Source organism: Nostoc sp. 'Peltigera membranacea cyanobiont' 213, assembly GCF_002245975.1.
Taxonomy (GTDB): domain Bacteria; phylum Cyanobacteriota; class Cyanobacteriia; order Cyanobacteriales; family Nostocaceae; genus Nostoc.
Window position 1 is genome coordinate 1 of sequence record NZ_NOLI01000092.1, and the last position, 19,488, is coordinate 19,488.

The 19,488-nt window shown below is 43.9% G+C and carries 19 protein-coding genes and 1 pseudogene; 13 read left to right on the forward strand and 7 right to left on the reverse strand.

The genetic code is table 11. The features are described from left to right. Nucleotides 1-706 (reverse strand): tRNA (guanosine(37)-N1)-methyltransferase TrmD (gene trmD / locus CDG77_RS22340; protein WP_143857072.1); only part of this gene is annotated, 706 nt, incomplete at its 3' end. 538 nt (nt 707-1,244) lie between these two features. Here trmD and CDG77_RS22345 point away from each other — a divergent pair. Continuing rightward, complete coding sequence (locus CDG77_RS22345; RefSeq protein WP_012412065.1) at nt 1,245-2,108, forward strand: cyanophycinase; 864 nt, start codon at nt 1,245-1,247, stop codon at nt 2,106-2,108. A gap of 370 nt (nt 2,109-2,478) precedes the next feature. Then, entirely contained in the window at nt 2,479-5,184 is a 2,706-nt protein-coding gene (gene cphA, locus CDG77_RS22350; RefSeq protein ID WP_094331555.1) for a cyanophycin synthetase, read from the forward strand. Nucleotides 5,185-5,241: 57 nt separating this feature from the next. Here the strand turns inward: cphA and tatA are convergent, their stop codons facing one another. The 3 genes and pseudogenes from tatA to CDG77_RS22365 all read right to left on the reverse strand — a co-directional run bounded on the left by tatA (nt 5,242) and on the right by CDG77_RS22365 (nt 7,263). Beyond that, complete coding sequence (gene tatA / locus CDG77_RS22355) at nt 5,242-5,415, reverse strand: twin-arginine translocase TatA/TatE family subunit (protein ID WP_094331593.1); 174 nt, start codon at nt 5,413-5,415, stop codon at nt 5,242-5,244. Between the two features lie 122 nt (nt 5,416-5,537). Then, nucleotides 5,538-5,813: pseudogene (locus tag CDG77_RS22360) on the reverse strand (site-specific DNA-methyltransferase); the annotation flags it as partial. A 1-nt stretch (nt 5,814) separates the two neighbouring features. Beyond that, a complete protein-coding gene (locus tag CDG77_RS22365; protein WP_094331557.1) occupies nt 5,815-7,263 on the reverse strand; it encodes a serine/threonine protein kinase in 1,449 nt (482 codons plus the stop codon). A 96-nt stretch (nt 7,264-7,359) separates the two neighbouring features. Between CDG77_RS22365 and cbiT the strand changes: the two genes are divergently transcribed. Both cbiT and CDG77_RS22380 read left to right on the forward strand, forming a co-directional pair. Beyond that, complete coding sequence (gene cbiT, locus CDG77_RS22370; RefSeq protein WP_094331558.1) at nt 7,360-7,962, forward strand: precorrin-6Y C5,15-methyltransferase subunit CbiT; 603 nt, start codon at nt 7,360-7,362, stop codon at nt 7,960-7,962. Between the two features lie 131 nt (nt 7,963-8,093). Next, entirely contained in the window at nt 8,094-8,975 is an 882-nt protein-coding gene (locus CDG77_RS22380; protein WP_094331561.1) for a phosphatidate cytidylyltransferase, read from the forward strand. 86 nt (nt 8,976-9,061) lie between these two features. On the opposite strand, the gene CDG77_RS22385 is transcribed toward CDG77_RS22380, so the two are convergent. Further along, entirely contained in the window at nt 9,062-9,778 is a 717-nt protein-coding gene (locus tag CDG77_RS22385) for an LmeA family phospholipid-binding protein (protein WP_094331563.1), read from the reverse strand. A 134-nt stretch (nt 9,779-9,912) separates the two neighbouring features. On the opposite strand from CDG77_RS22385, the gene CDG77_RS22390 reads away from it, so the two are divergent. Both CDG77_RS22390 and CDG77_RS22395 read left to right on the forward strand, forming a co-directional pair. After that, entirely contained in the window at nt 9,913-10,725 is an 813-nt protein-coding gene (locus tag CDG77_RS22390; protein ID WP_094331565.1) for a pseudouridine synthase, read from the forward strand. After that, nucleotides 10,700-11,512 carry a helix-turn-helix domain-containing protein gene (locus tag CDG77_RS22395; RefSeq protein WP_094331566.1) on the forward strand — a complete coding sequence of 271 codons (813 nt, stop codon included), beginning with the start codon at nt 10,700-10,702 and terminating at the stop codon, nt 11,510-11,512. The genes CDG77_RS22390 and CDG77_RS22395 overlap by 26 nt, the downstream gene beginning before the upstream one ends. Nucleotides 11,513-11,723: 211 nt before the next feature. Here the strand turns inward: CDG77_RS22395 and malQ are convergent, their stop codons facing one another. Beyond that, nucleotides 11,724-13,232: a 4-alpha-glucanotransferase gene (malQ, locus tag CDG77_RS22405; protein WP_094331569.1), complete on the reverse strand. Its 1,509-nt coding sequence runs from the start codon at nt 13,230-13,232 to the stop codon at nt 11,724-11,726. Between the two features lie 214 nt (nt 13,233-13,446). On the opposite strand from malQ, the gene CDG77_RS22410 reads away from it, so the two are divergent. Continuing rightward, nucleotides 13,447-13,878: an NUDIX domain-containing protein gene (locus CDG77_RS22410; RefSeq protein ID WP_094331571.1), complete on the forward strand. Its 432-nt coding sequence runs from the start codon at nt 13,447-13,449 to the stop codon at nt 13,876-13,878. 75 nt (nt 13,879-13,953) lie between these two features. Here CDG77_RS22410 and CDG77_RS22415 read toward each other — a convergent pair whose 3' ends face one another. Beyond that, the gene (locus tag CDG77_RS22415) at nt 13,954-14,262 is read right to left on the reverse strand and encodes a hypothetical protein (protein ID WP_094331573.1); all 309 of its coding nucleotides are present in this window, start codon (nt 14,260-14,262) and stop codon (nt 13,954-13,956) included. Between the two features lie 10 nt (nt 14,263-14,272). Here CDG77_RS22415 and CDG77_RS36735 point away from each other — a divergent pair, with 10 nt between their 5' ends. From CDG77_RS36735 to CDG77_RS22440, 6 genes are all read left to right on the forward strand, one after another. Further along, the gene (locus tag CDG77_RS36735) at nt 14,273-14,434 is read left to right on the forward strand and encodes a hypothetical protein (RefSeq protein WP_190234035.1); all 162 of its coding nucleotides are present in this window, start codon (nt 14,273-14,275) and stop codon (nt 14,432-14,434) included. 33 nt (nt 14,435-14,467) lie between these two features. Next, a complete protein-coding gene (locus CDG77_RS38880) occupies nt 14,468-15,775 on the forward strand; it encodes a Rid family detoxifying hydrolase (protein WP_094331575.1) in 1,308 nt (435 codons plus the stop codon). Between the two features lie 151 nt (nt 15,776-15,926). Then, nucleotides 15,927-16,901: a phosphate/phosphite/phosphonate ABC transporter substrate-binding protein gene (locus CDG77_RS22425; RefSeq protein ID WP_094331577.1), complete on the forward strand. Its 975-nt coding sequence runs from the start codon at nt 15,927-15,929 to the stop codon at nt 16,899-16,901. Nucleotides 16,902-17,128: 227 nt separating this feature from the next. After that, nucleotides 17,129-17,863 (forward strand): phosphonate ABC transporter ATP-binding protein, encoded by a 735-nt coding sequence (locus tag CDG77_RS22430; RefSeq protein ID WP_094331579.1) that lies wholly within the window; start codon nt 17,129-17,131, stop codon nt 17,861-17,863. Nucleotides 17,864-18,035: 172 nt separating this feature from the next. Continuing rightward, nucleotides 18,036-18,830 carry a phosphonate ABC transporter, permease protein PhnE gene (gene phnE, locus CDG77_RS22435; protein ID WP_094331581.1) on the forward strand — a complete coding sequence of 265 codons (795 nt, stop codon included), beginning with the start codon at nt 18,036-18,038 and terminating at the stop codon, nt 18,828-18,830. A gap of 93 nt (nt 18,831-18,923) precedes the next feature. Then, entirely contained in the window at nt 18,924-19,397 is a 474-nt protein-coding gene (locus CDG77_RS22440) for a hypothetical protein (protein ID WP_094331582.1), read from the forward strand. Nucleotides 19,398-19,488: the final 91 nt, after the last annotated feature.

Genomic DNA, 19,488 nt, shown 5'->3' on the forward strand with positions numbered 1-19,488 from the left:
CTGCTCCCCCTGCTCCCCCTGCCCCCTGCTCCCATTCCTCCAGCAGGTCAGGGCGGCGATCGCGGGTTTTTTGAATTTGTTGCTCGTAACGCCACTTGGCGATCGCTGCATGATTCCCACTGAGCAAGACATCAGGCACTTTTAAACCGCGAAAATTGGCAGGACGAGTATATTGGGGATAATCTAATAACCCTTCCTCAAAACTTTCTGCTGTCAGGGATGCGGTTTTGGCGACGGTTCCTGGTATTAGTCGCACTACACCATTAATCAAAGCCATTGCTGGAATTTCCCCGCCAGTCAGAATAAAATCGCCCAAAGATACTTCTCGAGTTACCAAATGCAGCACCCTCTCATCGACTCCTTCGTAATGCCCGCAAATAACTACTAACTGGTCATAATTTGTCACCAATTCTTTCAAAAGAGGTTGATTAATTGTTTCACCCTGTGGACTCATCAAAATTACTTCTCTTCGGGGAAGAGTTGGCAGCGACTCTACAGCCGTAAAAATCGGTTCTGGTTTCATTAGCATCCCCACACCGCCGCCGTAGGGTTCATCATCCACCTTGTGGTGCTTATCAGTGGTAAAGTCCCGTGGATTAACCAGATGCACTTCGGCAATCTGTTTAGCTAAGGCTTTACCCAGTAACCCAGAATTGAGAACAGAGTTAAAACAGTCAGGAAAAAGTGTAACTATATCAAAGCGCACAGTTATTCGTATTCGAGGACACTAATCTTAAATTTGGATGTCTAGCAAACACCGCCAAGCCAAGGTCGAGTCAAACTCCAGTTAAACTTTATCAATAGTATCTAAAACTACCAGGACTCTTGGATTTTAGATGGGATCAAAAGTTTTTCTAATTACTTAATTTATGTTTAAATGTTGTCACAAGTACATTTAAATTAATAATCAGATCGAGTTAACAACTTCCAGGATGCATCGAGCCAGCCTCAGAAAAAAGCGTAGTCTTGCCTGCTCGTCCCCAGTCTCAGAGGGGGAATCTAGCCCCCTAAAGACTATTTTGCCCTGCTGCAAGTGGACAGGTGAAAAACAAGGCCCTGGCTTTGAAGAATGGGAACAAACACGTTTAGACTGAGGCAACGCGAGCGTTAAGCGAGAATTCGGAGAGTGGCTGCCCAGTTTCAAAACTTCCAAAAAGTTTCCTCTCAAAAGTTGCAAAGCGCAAAAATCATCAGGCAACTGATCCTTGTTAAATTCACCTGAAGTTGTTGACAGGAGAAACAAAATGCCGCAATTACAAGCTAAATCGCTAGAAATGAGGACACCCCAAGCAACTAAAACCGCCGTTCTGGTTATCGGAGGCGCAGAAGACAAAGTTCATGGGCGCGAAATCCTACGAACTTTTTTTGGACGTGCCGGTGCTAGTAAGGCTTATATTACAATTATTCCATCTGCCTCTCGCGAACCTGCCATCATCGGTGGTCGGTACATTCGCATTTTTGAAGAAATGGGTGCCCAAAAGGTAGAAATTTTAGACATTCGCGAACGCGAACAGTGTGAAGCCTCTCAAATTAAAGCATCCTTAGAAGCCTGTAGTGGGGTATTTTTGACAGGAGGAGATCAGCTGCGTCTCTGTGGCGTATTGGCAGATACGCCAGCAATGGAAATTATTCGGCAGAGGGTGAGGGCAGGGCAACTGACGTTAGCAGGCACTAGTGCCGGAGCGGCAGTAATGGGGCATCACATGATTGCTGGTGGCGGGAGTGGAGAGTCGCCAAATCGTTCTTTAGTCGATATGGCAACGGGTTTGGGATTTATTCCTGAAGTAATCGTTGACCAACATTTTCACAACCGGAATCGGATGGGGCGGCTGATAAGTGCGATCGCTGCTCACCCCGATCGCTTAGGCATTGGCATTGACGAAGATACTTGTGCAGTGTTTGAACGGGATGGTTGGTTACAAGTTATGGGTAAAGGCAGTGTCACCATTGTCGATCCCACTGAAGCCACCCACACCAACGAACCCCATGTTGGTGCTAATGAACCATTGACCGTACATAATTTACGTCTCCATATCCTCAGCTACGGCGATCGCTTCCACCTGTACCAGCGCACTGTATTGCCTGCCGTACACCGGATATCCAGCTGACGGGATGGAGTATCTGAGGTTACACTGACGTTGACCACAAATTTTAGATTTTGGATTTTGGATTTTAGAAAAAGAAGAGCTTTTCGGCAGATGCTGCCAGAAAGTGGGCGAAACAAATCTAAAAAACCCTCGATGACTCGTTGACGCTACGCTATCGTAAATCTAAAATTACCTGAGCTAAGTACCCTAATTGTCTTTTTTAATCCAAAATCATAAATCTAAAATCGGTTGACCGCACATTTATTTCTTGTTGTAGAAAAATGATGAGAATACTATGTAAAAAGAAAAAACTGTTTGCAACGAACAGTTTAGCGGTCAATTTCAGTAAGAAACTAGAATTTTGGTTCCGAATCTCCATCTACCTATTCCCATGAGAATCCTCAAGATCCAGACCTTACGCGGCCCAAACTATTGGAGCATTCGACGCCACAAGCTGATCGTCATGCGCCTCGATTTAGAAACCCTTGCCGAGTCGCCCTCGAATGAAATCCCTGGCTTTTATGAAGGACTAGTTGAGGCGCTGCCGAGTCTGGAGGGTCATTATTGTTCGCCTGGCTGTCGTGGTGGTTTTCTGATGCGAGTCAAAGAAGGCACTATGATCGGCCACATCGTAGAACACGTAGCCCTAGAACTCCAGGAATTAGCTGGTATGCATGTTGGCTTTGGTCGCACCCGCGAAACTGCCACACCCGGAATTTATCAAGTAGTAATCGAGTACCAGAATGAGGAAGCGGGACGCTACGCTGGACGAGCCGCAGTCAGGCTATGCCAGAGTATCGTCGATCGAGGCCGTTATCCCAAGGCAGAATTAGAGCAAGATATCCAAGACCTGAAGGACTTCACCCGTGATGCTTCCTTAGGCCCTTCTACGGAAGCGATCGTCAAAGAAGCAGAAAAAAGAGGTATTCCCTGGATGTCTCTGGAAGCCCGCTTTTTGATTCAGCTAGGCTACGGCGTGAATCAGAAGCGGATGCAAGCCACAATGACTGATAACACCAGCATTCTGGGTGTAGAACTAGCTTGTGATAAAGAAGCCACTAAACGCATCCTCGCTGCGGCTGGTGCGCCAGTACCTAGAGGTACGGTAATCAACTTCTTAGACGATTTAGAACAAGCTATTGAATACGTTGGCGGCTATCCCATCGTCCTCAAGCCAGTGGATGGCAATCATGGACGTGGGATCACCATTGATATCAGAACTTGGGAAGAAGCTGAAGCAGGCTACGAAGCAGCTAGACAGGTTTCTCGGTCAATTATTGTCGAAAGATATTACGTTGGGCGCGACCACAGAGTGCTAGTGGTAAATGGCAAAGTAGTCGCAGTTGCCGAACGCGTCCCGGCTCATGTCATTGGTAATGGCAGATCCACCATCTCCGAACTGATTGAGGAAACAAACCTCGACCCGAATCGTGGTGAAGGACATGATAACGTCCTGACCAAGATTGAACTAGACCGCACCAGCTACCAATTATTAGAAAGACAAGGCTACACCCTCAACAGTGTGCCGCCCAAAGGAACCCTTTGTTATCTCAGAGCAACGGCAAACTTAAGCACCGGCGGTAGTGCCGTAGACCGTACTGATGAAATTCACCCAGAAAATCTGTGGTTAGCACAACGGGTAGTCAAGATTATCGGTTTGGATATCGCCGGACTCGATATCGTCACTACGGATATTGGCCGTCCTCTGCGGGAAGTGGATGGCGTAATTGTCGAAGTTAATGCTGCTCCTGGCTTTCGGATGCACGTTGCTCCAAGCGTGGGTATTCCCCGCAACGTCGCCGGTGCAGTGATGGATATGCTGTTTCCCAACGAGCAATCTAACCAAATTCCCATCCTCAGCATTACTGGTACTAATGGTAAAACCACTACTACTCGACTACTAGCACATATTTATAAACAGACGGGTAAAGTAGTAGGATATACTACTACTGATGGAACATATATCGGTGATTACTTAGTGGAAGCTGGCGACAATACAGGCCCTCAAAGCGCCCACGTCATCCTCCAAGATCCCACAGTGGAAGTAGCAGTACTGGAAACGGCTCGCGGTGGCATTCTCCGCTCTGGACTGGGCTTTGAAGCCGCAAATGTGGGAGTGGTCTTGAATGTAGCCGCCGACCACTTAGGAATAGGGGATATAGAGACTATTGAGCAGTTAGCTAACCTCAAAAGTGTAGTAGCGGAAGCCGTATTCCCTGATGGCTACGCCGTACTGAACGCCGACGATCGCCGCGTCGCCGCCATGTCAGAAAAAACCAAGGCTAATATTGCTTACTTCACCATGAACCCCGACTCGGAATTGGTGCGAAAGCATATCCAAAAGGGTGGAGTCGCCGCAGTATATGAAAGTGGCTATTTGTCAATTGTTAAAGGTGATTGGACACACCGGATAGAAAGAGCAGAAAATATACCTTTAACAATGGGCGGACGTGCGCCGTTTATGATTGCCAACGCTTTAGCTGCAAGTTTGGCAGCATTCGTGCAAAACGTCACAATTGAGCAGATTCGGGCTGGTTTGAAGACTTTCCGGGCTTCAGTTAGTCAAACGCCGGGACGAATGAATTTATTTAATTTAGGCAACTACCACGCTTTAGTAGATTATGCCCACAACGCAGCCAGTTACGAAGCTGTAGGTTCCTTTGTAAGGAACTGGACTACAGGACAACGGATTGGCGTAATTGGTGGTCCTGGCGATCGCCGCGATGAAGACTTTGTGACTTTGGGCAAGTTAGCAGCACAAATCTTTGATTACATCATCATCAAAGAAGATGATGACACACGCGGACGTTTACGGGGTTCAGCCGCCCAGTTAATTATTCAAGGCATCACCCAAGTTAAGCCTGATAGCCGCTACGAATCAATTTTGGATGAAACCCAAGCGATCAATAAAGCCTTAGATATGGCTCCCGATAACAGCCTGGTAGTAATTTTACCAGAAAGCGTTACTAGGGCTATTAAGTTAATTAAGCTGCGTGGTTTAGCTAAGGAAGAGACACATCAACAAAATACTGGCACAACTGCGATCGATTCCCAAAATGGGATCGCACCTTCTTCTGTAGTCAATACACTACTGTAGTGAAAAGTCAAGAGTCTAAAATTCAGCATTTAAAAGTTTTTGACCCTTGACTCTTGACTATTGTTTTTCTTGTTCTGGATTGGTTTCATCGCTGGGGGTTTTCATCTCCTCCTTAAAACCTCGTAGGGTTTTGCCTAGTGCAGTACCCAGCTCGGGAATTTTTTTCGGGCCAAAAATTAGAATAGCGACTATGGTAATTACAGCGATTTCTGGCCATCCTAGTCCAAACATAGATATTTCCTCAAAAGCATCTGTAATTAAATATAAACATTGTTGGCTCAAATCCGATGAGTTTGCCATTGATAAGCACTCTACCATCTTGTATAAATAGGATATACATAAAATGAATGCCTACCGCTCTTCAAAAGGTTTTTCATCGCATCACTATAAGGCTTTAAAACCCTTCTATTATTAGCTTTAGGATGCGGATTTTTTGACAGCCACCAAATTGTATTTACCGAATCTTTAACTCTTTCCCTGCGAACTGTTACCCATTCGGCAGGGGTGGGTAGTTTTGCTGGATTATACCAATATAATTCTTGTGCCAGATAAAATCCAAGCCCATCTTTTTCTTTTGCTTTGCACAAAGCAATAACCAGTTCAAAATGATAAAGAGAACGAACTGGCAAACTAACTTCTCATTGGATTGGTAATTGGCAAACCTAACCACTCACTTAATTCATGAGCTAACCATTCAAGTTCTACTTCGGATTTAATACCGACATCGTTTCCACTAATCTGATATTTTTGTACTCCTGAGCAAATATATAATTGTGCTGAAACAGCAACTCTATTGCCTTCGGAGTCTTTAGTAAAGTATTTGGGAATGTAAACTAACTTATTAACACTTTTCCTTGGGGATGGCCGAGGACGCTCAAATTTCCAACTAAACAACTCCCTGCTTAGGGAAATTTGTTCTGCATTTAGGCGTAAACAGATGCGTCCAAACAAACTAAAGGTAAGTTTATACACCATCAGACAGCCAGCACTCCAAAAAGGAAGTGAGAACAAGGCAAAGGGGATATTGGCAGGAAAAGGGGCCGAAAGAGCGCCAATTGTCCAAACCAGGATAAATGAATTCCAAGCGATCGCAAATACACCTGTAAATAATATTGATGAATTCAAACCAGGCGGTGGGACGATAATTTCTAGAGAATCCCCATTTTTAGTTAATTGAATCTTACTCCCGTCTGGTTTGCTCGCAAGCAAAGCAGGTAAGTTTGTCGTTTGTGGTTTCTCTAAAGCTGCGTAGGCAAAGCCCGCACTTCGACAAGGCTCAGTGACCATCGTAGACATCGCTTCGGTAGCAGAACTCAAACGCCGTTCTAAACTCGGTTCAGTCATCGACTTCAACCAGCGAGTCAATCCAGGGCTGACATTAGCCACTTGTTCAAACTGAATCCGAAAATCCTTTTGGGGTAAATCGGCTGGATGAGTACCCGTCACTAAATAAATTAAAGTTGCACCTAAGCTATAAAGATCGGAAGCGGGGACAGTACGGCCGCCAAATTGCTCCTGTGGCATATAGCCATAGCTTCCCACCACAGTTCTAGTTCCACCTTCGGTAGCGAGGACAGTTTGCACCGAACCAAAATCTACCAGGTAAACTTGACCAAGACTGTTACCGGAACGCTCTCCCAATAAAATATTGCTAGGCTTAAGATCGCGATGGATAACAGGCGGATATAACCCATGTAGGTAAATGAGAATTTCTAAAAGTGCTTTGGCTATCTGTTTGACTTCTGCTTCATTAAAAGTCCGCCCAGATTGGAAGTATTGCTCTAAGGTTTTTGCTGGGATATAAGTTTGTACTAGGGCAAATCCTTTGATTGTCGCTGAATTTACCTCAAAATAGTCTAAATAGCGAGGTATTAAGGGATGTGACAAAGATTTTAGAGTTTCAGCTTCTCGCTCAAACAGCTTGAGATCGTCCCATTCAAAGTCACCACCAAAAGAGAGTAACTTGATAACGACTAATTCCTGAGTATTCAAATCACGAGCTACAAGTGTTCTCCGCCCTGCTTTTTTACCTAATAGCTGCTGAACTTCATAGCGTTCGGCTAATATTTCGCCAATCATTATGGTTTCTTAATAATGCTACGTTTGAAAAGTTTTTAGAGATTATGACTTTCCAATTTTGGCAAATCGATATTTTTAGTATAATTGCGTAATTCTATGCCCTCCCAACTTTGGCCTTATATTACCCCTGGTATTCCTGATGAATTGTTCGAGCATTTGCCAGGAATTCCCTTGAGTCAGCGAGAAGTCCGACTACTGTTAATTGCCCAACTGCGGTTAACATCAGATTCTGTTTTGTGGGACATTGGCGCAGGGACAGGTACAATTCCCGTAGAAGTGGGGCTATTGTGTCCAAAGGGTCAGATTATCGCTATCGAAAGGGATGAAGAAGTGGCTAATCTGATCAAACGTAACTGCGATCGCTTTGAAGTCAAAAACGTCGAAGTAATTGAAGGTAGCGCCCCAGAGTGTTTACATAACCTTAAGGTTGCTCCTCATCGTATTTGTATCGAGGGAGGAAGACCCATTCAGGAAATTCTGCAAGCAGCATGGCATTATTTGCCACCATCGGGTCGGGTTGTAGCCACAGCTGCTAATCTAGAAAGTCTGTATGCTATTTCTCAAAGCTTTTCTCTGTTAAGGGCTAGGAATATTGAAGTAGTGCAGTCTGCGGTTAACCGCTTAGAGACGCGCGGCTTCTCTCAAACCTTTACCGCCGTCGATCCCATTTTTATCCTCAGTGGTGAGAAACTGGATTAGGAACTGGGGAGTAGGGACTGGGGACTGGGGACTAGGGACTAGGGACTAGGAGTTTTCCAAATACCCAATACTCAATACCCAGTACCCAATGCCCAGTACCCAATGCCCAGTACCCAATACCCAATACTTCTATGCCTTGGTCTCGGATTATTAGTGGAATTGTTGCGATCGCTCTTGCTCTTTCTGTTAGCCTTTTGGGCGGTTGGTATTTTACCATCATGTTTGCAGTTGTCATCTTTTTGGGCCAACAGGAATATTTTAATTTGGTGCGAGCCAGAGGTATCGCTCCAGCTGCCAAAACCACTATGGCTGTTAGCCTAGTTTTGCTAGTAATTTGTACCATTGATGGCAGTTTAGCTGATGCGGTGATGCCCTTAGCTGGTACATTTATTTGTTTTTACCTGTTATTTCAGCCCAAATTTGCCACGATCGCTGACGTTTCCGCTTCTATAATGGGGCTATTTTACGTAGGCTATTTGCCGAGTTACTGGGTGCGCTTACGAGCAATTGATAGTGCCGTTTTTAGCAATCTCCCTTTCGGAGGTTACTGGCCCACAACCTGGGCAGATTTCTGGGAAAAGGCAAATTCTGCTTCTTTACCACAAGGTTTTACAGCAACAATGCTGACTTTTTTGTGTATTTGGGCAGCCGATATTGGCGCTTACACCATTGGCAAATTCTTTGGGAAAACCCGTCTGTCTGACATTAGCCCGAAAAAAACTGTAGAAGGTGCTGTCTTTGGCATTACTTCAAGTGTTGCTGTAGCTATAGCAGGAGCCTATTATTTACACTTGCCCAGATCCCTGTTTACTGGTTTAGCATTGGGTTTACTGATTGGTATTGCTAGTCTTTTAGGGGATCTTACCGAGTCTATGCTGAAGCGCGATGCTGGAGTTAAAGATTCTGGACAATTAATTCCCGGTCATGGTGGTATTTTAGACCGTACTGATAGTTATATTTTCACAGCACCTTTGGTTTATTATTTTGTGACACTACTGTTGCCGCTACTATAGAAACGTGTAGCATCTTAACCACCTATCACAGTCAATTCATCCTGTCGAACTCACTTTAGGATAGGATATTTTTTATTTTTCATCATCTAAGGATTAACGTTAATCCGCCCCCGACACACGAGCTTACCTGGGATCAGCGTTAGTTCTTGGATATCGACATCTGAGCCAAGATCCAGATTGTACTGGCGATCGCCCTCTAATATATCTCCCTGGTTGGGCTTGATTTTTACTTGTGCCAGTTGCAACTCATGCCCACTGAGTAACTGTAAGCCACCCAGAGAAATCTCTAGAGGCGTTGTTTCACTATTGGTGACTCTCAAACCTCGCAGTATAATTTGATTGTTATCAAGAATAATTTCTTGCCAATTAATTGGTTGTGACTTTGGGAAATGTGTTGGTAAAACCTTAACCAGAAAATCGCTCAAAGCAGTCGATAATAAATCAGATGAGAGAGAAGCATTCAGATCCTTCTCGTCTACGATCGAGTCGCCAACCACTGATACTGTTTCTAACAGTCGCAGGGGCTTTCCTCTGAGTACGGAGCCAATGTTTATCTGAATATTTTCTGCCGTTAATTGAATTTGTGTAATTAGGAGACCTTGATAAACTGCATGAGAAGCAAAAATAGATACCAAGGGGATGCGCCCAGAGAGAAGTTGGCGATCGCTTGCTTTAATCTCCACTTTTAATTCTGATATTTGGCTCACTTGCGCTCTTAACCAGAGCTTTAGGGCTTTGGTGAGTACCTGCGTAATTATACGGCTTTTCTTGGCATCTCTTGTTTGGGAATTTTGCTCTGGCATCTAACCAATCTGTTTATGAGTATTTGCTCAATAACCGGACAGAATATTAAACAAGTCTTAAATGTAACATTTATGCCTACTCGCTACAAAATGCAAATATCATTTAATTGTTAACAGTAAATAAGTAATTCCAGATGGAGGAAAGGGTACAAAAAATTCTCGCTCAATGGGGCATCGCCTCGCGTCGTGAAGCTGAAGAAATGATTAGGCACTCACGGGTGCGAATCAATGGAGTATTGGCGCATTTGGGTCAAAAAGTTGATCCCCAAAAAGATGCGATCGCAATTGATGGTAAAACTGTATCCGAAAAGCAGCGTCCGGCTTTAATATATCTATTGCTGCATAAACCTGCGGGAGTAGTTTCGACTTGCTACGACCCTCACCGAAGAAAAACAGTCCTGGATTTACTACCAAAAGAATTACGGGAGGGTTCAGGTATTCACCCAGTTGGGCGTTTAGATGCAGACTCTACGGGAGCATTAATCCTCACAAATGACGGAAATCTGACATTTGGACTAACCCATCCCCGCCACAGTATTTCCAAGACATACCATGTTGTGGTCAAAGGACATCCCCCAGAAGCAGTATTGCAAATGTGGCGTGAGGGTATGGTGTTGGAGGGTAGAAAAACTAGGGCTGCTAAGGTACATCTAATAGAACGTCGTGCCGAGCAAAGCTTTTTAGAAATAGTCTTGCAGGAGGGAAGAAATCGCCAAATTCGCCGCATAGCCCAACAGTTAGGATACCCAGTAATCAAGCTGCATCGAACTGCTATCGGCCCCATTCAATTACAAACTCCAAAAGAACCCTTATTGTCAGAGGGTAAATATCGTTCCCTCAACGATTATGAGATTCACTTTTTGCAAGATCGGATAACGCAACCTACTAAAGATTCAGTGGAGTTAAGGAGTGTCAGCAGGCATGAAATGGCTAAGAAAGAAAAATAATCACCAGCCATCAATTTCGTTAGAGCAACAACGGTCCGAAAAGTTGGCAGAATTGGGCGCTCAACTTTGGGCGTTGCGTCAAGAACAGGGCTTATCTCTAGAGCAAGTGGTTATATTAACCAGAATTCCCCAGCGATTATTGCAGGCGATCGAAGAAGGTAATTTAAACGAACTGCCAGAACCAGTATATATTCAGGGTTTTATCAGGCAATTTGCTGATGCACTGGGCTTGAATGGAGTAGAATTCTCAGGCACTTTTCCAATTAGTTCCGCACAAGTAAACCCTCAAGGGATGGGGAATACTTCACCCATTAATCAACTACGTCCGATTCATCTTTACTTTCTTTACATATTGCTAATCGTATGCTCTGTGAATGGCTTATCTCAGTTATTAAATAACGCAGTATTACAAGCAAGTAATAGCCAAAACCAACCATACCCAAAACAAAAGTCCATTGTTAAACCAGAGCCAACCCAACCAAAAGATTCACTAAGAGTTCAACCTGTCAGCGATCCCCTTAACGGTAGACAACAGGGACAGGTTGTACAAATTGGTGTGACTTTGAAAGCGTCATCTTGGATTCGCGTCATAGCCGATGGCAAAACCGAGTTTGAGGGGATTCTCCCAGAGGGAACTCACCGGATTTGGAAAGCTCAAGAGCAACTGACAGTAAAAACTGATAATGCTGGTGGTGTGTTGATGAGCGTCAATCAAGAGAAAGCCAAGGAAATGGGAGAGCCAGGGAAAGAGGAAGAAGTTAGGATTGCTGCCAAGCCTAAGTTTTGAGATGAGGGAGAAATCAATTCAAAATTCAAAATGACGATCGCGGACTCGCTAACAAAATTGAAAAAAAGACTGGGGGAGATGACGAGGATGAGGGGGACAACGAGACAAGGAGGAAAAGGAGGCATTTACTCCTCCCTCTACCTTGTCTGCCTTGTCTGCCTTGTCTGCCTTGTCTTTTCCTACTACCTTTCCAGCCTCATTTCCCCACTCCTCAATTTTCTTGCGGGGCGCGTCCATTAAGTCTGGTCAGAACTTTTAAGCGATCGCCTAATTCCTCTCTCAACGCTCCTGATTGATAGCGCCACTCCCAGTTTCCCTCAGCGATACTGGGAAAATTCATCCGCGCTTCGTTTCCTAATCCCAAAACATCTTGCAAGGGAATAATCGCTTGGTTGGCTATGGAACTCAAAGCTAGGCGAATTAAATCCCACTGGATACCTTCAGGACTAATACAACCTAAATAAAGCCATAAGTTATGCTTTTCGTTGTCGCTGGCTGAATTGAACCAGCCTACAGTTGTGTCATTATCGTGAGTCCCGGTATAAACTACAGCATTGCGCGGGTAATTGAATGGTAAAAATGGATTTTCGGGATCGGAACCAAAAGCAAACTGTAAAACCTTCATCCCAGGAAATTCATACTTATCTCGCAGCGCTTCTACTTCTGGTGTAATTACTCCCAAATCTTCCGCCAAGACGGGTAGTTTGCCTAACTTCTCTCTAATCGCTTCAAAAAAAGCGTCTCCAGGCGCTTCCACCCATTTACCATTCATGGCAGTTTCTTCGCCTTTGGGTACTGACCAATAAGCCTCGAAGCCCCGGAAGTGGTCAATGCGAATTATATCCACATAGTCCAGCATTGCCTCAAAGCGCTGTACCCACCATTTAAAGTCTTGTTTTTGCAGTTCCTCCCAGTTATAAACCGGGTTGCCCCACAATTGACCGGTGGCACTAAAGTAATCTGGTGGAACTCCCGCCATTTGGGCAGCAACTCCTGTTTCTTCGTCTAAACAAAAGATGTCGGGATGCGCCCAAACGTCGGCACTATCATGAGCTACGTAGATGGGGATATCGCCGATAATGTCAATACCGCGCATGTTGGCGTAGCTTTTCAGTTCTGACCACTGCCGGAAAAACTCAAATTGGACGAACTTGTAATAAAAAATATCTTCGTTGAGCTTACTTTCTACCTCAGCTAATGCTTCTGGTTCGCGCTTGAAAAATTTTGGTTCCCATGTGTGCCAGCTTGCACCATTATGGGCATCTTTCAACGCCATAAATAAGGCGTAGTTATTTAGCCAGTAGCCTTTGCTGTCACAAAAACCTGCAAACTCATTCTTTTGGATGGGCGTAGCATTGGTTTTGAAGTTTTCACAGGCTTTTTTGAGTAGCCCAATCTTAATCGGCACAACCTGGTCGAAGTCTACCTTTTCTACCGGAAATCCTGGTAAATTGGCAAAGTCTTCTTCAGTTAGCAAACCCTCATCTCGGAGTTTTTCTGGGCTAACCAGCAGTGGATTTCCTGCCATTGCTGAGTAGCACATATAGGGGGAATTGCCGTATCCAGTGGGGCCCAGGGGTAGAACTTGCCAATATTGTTGATGGGTATGTTTAAGAAAATCGATGAAGCGATAGGCTTCTAAGCCTAAATCTCCAATGCCAAATCGGCTGGGAAAGGAGGTAGGATGCAGCAAAATACCACTGGATCTAGGAAAAGGCATAAGTAACCTGAATTATGAGAGGGAGCAATTATCTGATGGACACGCGATGCGATTGCCCAAGGGGCAGTGGCAAAGCCAATCGCATAGAATTTATCACGGAACAGTATTTGCACGGTAAATCAAGTAAACTCATTTTGATTGTCATTTGTCCTTTGTCATTTGTCCTTTGACTAATGACTAACGACCAATGACTAATGACCAATGACTAATAAATATGACTTACCGAAATCCTGCACCGACAGTTGATATCATCATTGAACTAGTAGATCGACCTCATCGGCCAATAGTGTTAATTGAAAGACATAATCTTCCTTTAGGTTGGGCTATTCCTGGTGGGTTTGTAGATTATGGGGAAGCCGTGGAAGTGGCGGCGCGACGGGAAGCTGAGGAAGAAACGGGTTTGCAGGTGGAATTAGTTGAACAATTACTGGTGTATTCTGACCCCAATCGCGATCCCCGTCAGCATACGATTAGCATCGTGTTTTTGGCGACAGCTACGGGGGAACCAAAGGCTGGGGATGATGCCAAGGGTATAGGCATTTTTGAGTATTGGTGTGTACCTGGTAATTTATGTTTTGACCACGATCGCATTTTGCGGGATTATTGGCGATATCGGCATTATGGGATACGTCCGAGGTTGGGGTAAGAGGGACGAACCGCAGAGGCACAGAGGGCGCTGAGGGAAGAGGGGAGAGGAATATCTGGAATTCCCCAACAATTACTAAAATTTAGCCGGGGAAAGGGTTTCGTAAACAAGCTGCAAGCACTCCTCAAAATCATCACCTTGCCAGGTTCCGGCAAATTTTAGTAAATCTTCTGCTTTAGAACCTCTAAGAATTGGTGCTGCTTCCTGTATTTCCGGTTTTGTTTGATGACTGGAAGTATCATCATTTTTTTCTGTTGACAGGTTAAGACATATTTGCTCGGTTCTTGCTTTTGTTTTGAGAAAACGCAAAAAATCTAGGGTTTTAGCTAGTAGAACATCTGAGGATGATTCAATTTCTTGGAGCAGTAGTTCTTTAATATTCATAAATGATATTTTGCAGTCTGTCGTAGCAGTATTATACGAGTGCGATCGCTATGCTGACCTGACGGCATTATGGGATATGTCCGAAGTTGGAGTAAGAGGGACGAACCGCGAAGGACGCAAAGGGCGCGAAGGAAGAAAAGAGAAGAATACCTGTGACACAAAGTTTTTGTGATTATACTGTGTCAGTGGTATTTAAAGGTGCATTATGGATGCTGAGGAATTGTTAGAGAAATACGCAGCAGGGGAACTGAATTTTCGTTCAGTAAATTTGAGTCAAGAAAATCTCAAAGGTGCAGACCTCAGTGAGATAGACCTAACTAGTGCAAATTTGACTGGAGTTGATTTAAGTGGGGCAAACTTAACTCAAGCAAAGCTTAATAGTACAAATCTCACTAATGCGTCTCTAGCAGATACAAACTTAAATTCAGTGAGTGCTTCTTCAGCAATATTTTATTGGACAGACCTCAATGGTACTGACTTAAGTTGGTCAACTCTCAATAGCGCAAATTTGAATCATGCAAACTTAGAACAGGCAAACCTAACAGGTATAAATCTAACTAGTGCAAAAATGATTTATGCAAACTTAGATACAGCAAATTTATGTGGAGGAAATCTTAGTAGTGCAGACCTCACTGCTGCTTCTTTAGCTGAAGCGAATCTCAGTAAAGCTAATTTAACTAAGGCAGATTTGAGTCAGGCGTACTTAATTGGATCAAACTTAACTCTGGCAAACTTGACTGAGGCAATATTGAAAAATGCCAAACTCCAAGGAAGTATATTTCACAGAGCAAATTTGCACGAAGTTGATCTCTCAGGCATGAATTTGGCTGATATAGATTTTACAGCAGCATCTCTTCAAAGTACAAACCTTAGAAAAGCATTTCTCCAAGGAGCGAATTTAGAAAAAGCCAATCTGCGATGGGCAAATTTAATCAAAGCAAATTTAGATGGAGCAAATTTGAGAAGGGCTGATTTAACTGGGGCAGATGTTTATGGAGCAACCTTTAAAGATGCAGACCTGACTGGTGCGATAATGCCAGATGGAGAAGTTTACAAACCGATCGCTTCTCAGCTAGAAATCGGTAAACAGGAAACATCGTTAGAGAAAGTAATATCTATGACCCGTAAAGTAATTAATACTGATAAGGCACCCGCACCAGTGGGCCCTTATAATCAAGCGATCGCAGCTTCAGGTCAATTTCTATTCATAGCTGGACAAATTGCCATCGATCCCCGCCTTGGTGATGTCGTCTATACTGATGATGTCAAAAAGCAAACTGAGCAGGTATTAGCTAACCTTGAAGCCATCCTCACAGCAGCCGGTGCGACTTTTCAAGATGTGGTCAAGACCACTGTATTTTTAGCTGATATGAATGATTTCGCGGCTGTGAATGCCATTTATGCTAAATATTTCCCGGAAGATACAGCCCCAGCACGGGCTTGTGTGCAGGTATCGCGCTTACCTAAAGATGTGTTAGTAGAAATTGATGCGATCGCTGTAATTAGCGGTTAGTACTACACACTTACAAAAAAAGCCTACAACTCTCCAAACAAATTAGGCTTGATTATTGACTTTTGTTCTTAAAAGCTATAAATATTTTTTAGGGGTTAATTGCAATTAATTAGCAAAAAAACTGAGAAAACTTCCTAATGGAGAGTCGCAAATGAGTGTGAGGAAAAAGAGCTTATTGGGCGCTGGCGCGGCATTTACAGTGCTTACAGGTTTAGTATTCAGCACAGTAGGGGCTATGCAGGCAACGATCGCCAACCCCACCGCTAATCAACAAACACCACGCTTACTTGCCCAAGGGCTGAAGACCTTAACAATAGTTTTTCCCAGTCGTGCTGATTCTACAGACTTGCAAAATAAGGCAAATGCAGTAGGAGCTTTTTTATCCAAAGAGTTAGGAATTCCAGTCGTCGCCCAAGTTGGTGATGATACAGCTGCTGTGGAAGCTTTGAGAGCAAATCGGGCTGATGTCGCTTTTTTAAGTAGCCGTCCGGCTTTGAAAGCAAAACAATTAGCAAATTCCAGCTTGTATCTAGCCGAAGTTCGTTCCACTTATTCTGGAAGATACACCTATAGCTCAACATTTGTTGTCCCTAAGAATAGTCCCCTCAAAACTCAAAGTTCAGCTAAAGCCACTTTAGAACAACTGCGGGGCAAAAAAATTGCTTTTACTTCCCCTACTTCTGGCTCTGGATTTATTATCCCTGTCGCTGAGTTGGTCAAACAAAAATTTGTACCCAACCGCGATCGCTTAGATAATTTCTTTGGTCAAGTTTCTTATGGCGGCAATTACAGCAAAGCCTTGCAAGCAGTTGTGCGCGGTCAAGCTGATGTGGCTGTTGTGTCAGAATATGCTCTCAATCCACCTTATATCACCGCCCAAGAGAAGAATCAGTTACGGGTTCTGCACAAAATTACTGGTGTACCTGCCCACGGTATTGCCATTGATGATGATGTTCCAGCCCCAACACGGGAAAAAATCATCAACGCTTTACTGAAATTAAATCAGTCGCAAAATAATAAGTTGTTAAACGACTTGTATAATTCCACAGAATTAGTCCGAATTGACCACGATCGTCACCTAGCAACTATCCGTGAGGCTCTGCAAATCGCTGGCATTGAACCATAATTTAGTTAACAGTTATTTAGCGAACATCTTGAATAACTGTTAGCAGATGTTTTAAAAGTGGTCGGCTGTAAGTTTAGGTACTTCTAGATCCCCCCTAACCCCCCTTCAAAAGGGGGGAACCGGAATTAAAGTCCCCCTTTTTAAGGGGGATTTAGGGGGATCTAAAACGTTTTACTAACGACCAAAGAACTTTTAAAACATCCTCATAACCAGATAAATAAATTTCTATGAATGATTATGTTATTGAGTGTCATAACCTAGAGACAGCTTATGCTCCATCTCTTAATCGTCCTATTCTGAATGGGATTAATTGCCAGATTAAACGCGGTGAATTTGTCGTTTTGCTGGGGCTAAATGGTGCTGGTAAGTCTACATTACTACGATCGCTAGTTGGACTAGTGCCATCAGTGAGAGGAGAATTGCTCGTCAATAATGTTGAGATGAATCCCCGAACACTGCCAAAAATTCGGCGAGATGTTGGGATGTTATTTCAAGGTGGCGGATTGATTCGGCAGTTATCAGCACTGGAAAACGTCTTGTGCGGATGCCTTGGTAAAAGAACAACTTGGCAAACATTGTTGGGATTTTCCAAACGCGATCGCATGTTGGCACTAAATTTATTAGAACAGTTAGGACTCTTAGAGTTAGCTTTTCAAAAAACCAGTCAATTAAGCGGCGGACAGCAACAACGAGTAGCGATCGCTCGGACTTTAATTCAATCACCGCAAATTCTCTTAGTTGATGAACCCATCACTGGTTTAGATGTTGTCGCATCGCAACAAGTCATGGAAACTCTATCTGAATTGCACACTCAGCAAGGTATGACTATTGTTGCAGTTTTGCACGATTTGGGAATCGCAGAAAAATATGCAGGGCAAGCGATCGTCTTAGATGCTGGACGCGTCGTTTACCAAGGACTTTGTGACAACTTACAAGCTCAATTTGCTAAAGTTTCCGCTTGAGTGGGATTTGATTTCACAAAAAAGAGGCGACGAATCGCCGTCTCTACAATAATCAATCTTTTGTAGAGACGGCGATTTATCGCGTCTTGTCTTAACCGAACAGTATTGCATTCTGACTCCTGTTAGCGGTAGCGGGGCGTTTAGCCCATTCTGAATTCTTCTTCAATACAATATGAGTTACTTTTTTAAGTCAAAACGCTTACGCTTCTACTCTTGGCTGAGTTCTCTACTCATCTCATTAGTTGTTGTGGTAGTTTATGGTTGGGCTTTGCGAGGACTCAAACTCGATTTTGAACTGCTAAGTTCTAGCTGGCCATACATCACCGATTTTATTACCCGATTATTTCCTCCCGATTGGAAAGTTTTAGATATTGCAGTTAAGGCACTAATTGAAACTGTACAAATGTCTTTATGGGGAACTACCATTGGGGCAATTCTTTCTGTACCGATTGCTATAGCTAGCGCCAGCAATATTGCACCTGGGTGGTTGCGATCGCTAGCTAATTTACTGCAAAATACTGTACGTTCCGTCCCCTCAATTATTCTGGGGCTAATTTTTGTTGCCGCCACTGGGTTAGGCGCACCAGCAGGAACTTTCGCTTTGGGAATCTACACCATCGGCTACCTTGCCAAATTTTATCAACAGGCAATTGAAGCGGTTGATCCGCGTTCTCTTGAATCCTTACAAGTTATCGGAGCCTCCAAGCTACAGATTGCTCAATACGGCATTCTCCCGCAAGTGCTACCTCTGGGATTGGGTTACACCTTTTGGATGTTTGAGTACAACATTCGTGCTGCTTCTGTCTTGGGTGTAGTTGGTGCAGGTGGTATTGGCTTTCAGTTGAAAAGTTACATCGACGGGTTCGAGTACACCAAAGCAACAACCATGATGTTAGTGCTTTTGGTAGTCGTCACGGTAATTGATGCTTTTAGTAGCCAATTACGTCATCGGCTCGATTCTATGTAGCGAATTCTGATGGTAGCCTATCTTAAAAACTAATGCGATCGCCTCTATAACTTTGGGAATACTGAAACTAAGTGCCCTAAAGGAGTATTAAAAATGGCAGAAAATCGCATCAGTGCCACCTTATCCCCAGCCGATAAAGAAGCAGTCATGCAGGCGATCGCTACAATTAGAGAAAAGTTACCATTTTTGATTGATTTGACCCCTGAAGACCGACGGACGATAGTCAAGATGGGAGATAAAAGTCAGGCTTTTGTAAACAAAGCCTTAGAAGTGGCAACACAGAACCCTAACTTTTTGCCTCGTTCTTTTGATTTGGAAGAGATGCGCCGGGATTTGGAAATATATGAAGACTTATATCCGGTGCTATTGTCTCTAACCCAACTGCAAGAACTGGTGGATGATACTTGTATAGCGGCTGGTAGTGAAGCTTATGCAGCAGCATTAGCAATTTATGGTTACGCCAAAGCCAGCGGTGATGTTACAGGTTTAGATGCAGTAATTGATGAGATGGGACGCAGGTTTAGCCGCCGTTCCAAGAAAAAGAAACCCGAAGCCGCAGCTAGCTAAAGCCTAAAATAGGCGATTGTCGCAGTTATAAATTTGGGTGGAATACACGTTACTCGTAGGGAAGCACAGATGTACTTCCCTACCGTATTTT

Bases quoted from the DNA above. Each gene is read 5' to 3' on its own strand.
- CDG77_RS22385 (WP_094331563.1), bottom strand. From the start codon at position 9,778: ATGCCAGAGCAAAATTCCCAAACAAGAGATGCCAAGAAAAGCCGTATA.
- CDG77_RS22345 (WP_012412065.1), top strand. From the start codon at position 1,245: ATGCCGCAATTACAAGCTAAATCGCTAGAAATGAGGACACCCCAAGCA.
- CDG77_RS22430 (WP_094331579.1), top strand. From the start codon at position 17,129: ATGAATGATTATGTTATTGAGTGTCATAACCTAGAGACAGCTTATGCT.
- tatA (WP_094331593.1), bottom strand. From the start codon at position 5,415: ATGTTTGGACTAGGATGGCCAGAAATCGCTGTAATTACCATAGTCGCT.
- cphA (WP_094331555.1), top strand. From the start codon at position 2,479: ATGAGAATCCTCAAGATCCAGACCTTACGCGGCCCAAACTATTGGAGC.
- CDG77_RS22415 (WP_094331573.1), bottom strand. From the start codon at position 14,262: ATGAATATTAAAGAACTACTGCTCCAAGAAATTGAATCATCCTCAGAT.
- CDG77_RS22365 (WP_094331557.1), bottom strand. From the start codon at position 7,263: ATGATTGGCGAAATATTAGCCGAACGCTATGAAGTTCAGCAGCTATTA.
- CDG77_RS38880 (WP_094331575.1), top strand. From the start codon at position 14,468: ATGGATGCTGAGGAATTGTTAGAGAAATACGCAGCAGGGGAACTGAAT.
- phnE (WP_094331581.1), top strand. From the start codon at position 18,036: ATGAGTTACTTTTTTAAGTCAAAACGCTTACGCTTCTACTCTTGGCTG.
- CDG77_RS22380 (WP_094331561.1), top strand. From the start codon at position 8,094: ATGCCTTGGTCTCGGATTATTAGTGGAATTGTTGCGATCGCTCTTGCT.
- malQ (WP_094331569.1), bottom strand. From the start codon at position 13,232: ATGCCTTTTCCTAGATCCAGTGGTATTTTGCTGCATCCTACCTCCTTT.
- CDG77_RS22410 (WP_094331571.1), top strand. From the start codon at position 13,447: ATGACTTACCGAAATCCTGCACCGACAGTTGATATCATCATTGAACTA.
- cbiT (WP_094331558.1), top strand. From the start codon at position 7,360: ATGCCCTCCCAACTTTGGCCTTATATTACCCCTGGTATTCCTGATGAA.
- CDG77_RS22425 (WP_094331577.1), top strand. From the start codon at position 15,927: ATGAGTGTGAGGAAAAAGAGCTTATTGGGCGCTGGCGCGGCATTTACA.
- CDG77_RS22440 (WP_094331582.1), top strand. From the start codon at position 18,924: ATGGCAGAAAATCGCATCAGTGCCACCTTATCCCCAGCCGATAAAGAA.
- CDG77_RS22390 (WP_094331565.1), top strand. From the start codon at position 9,913: ATGGAGGAAAGGGTACAAAAAATTCTCGCTCAATGGGGCATCGCCTCG.
- CDG77_RS22395 (WP_094331566.1), top strand. From the start codon at position 10,700: ATGAAATGGCTAAGAAAGAAAAATAATCACCAGCCATCAATTTCGTTA.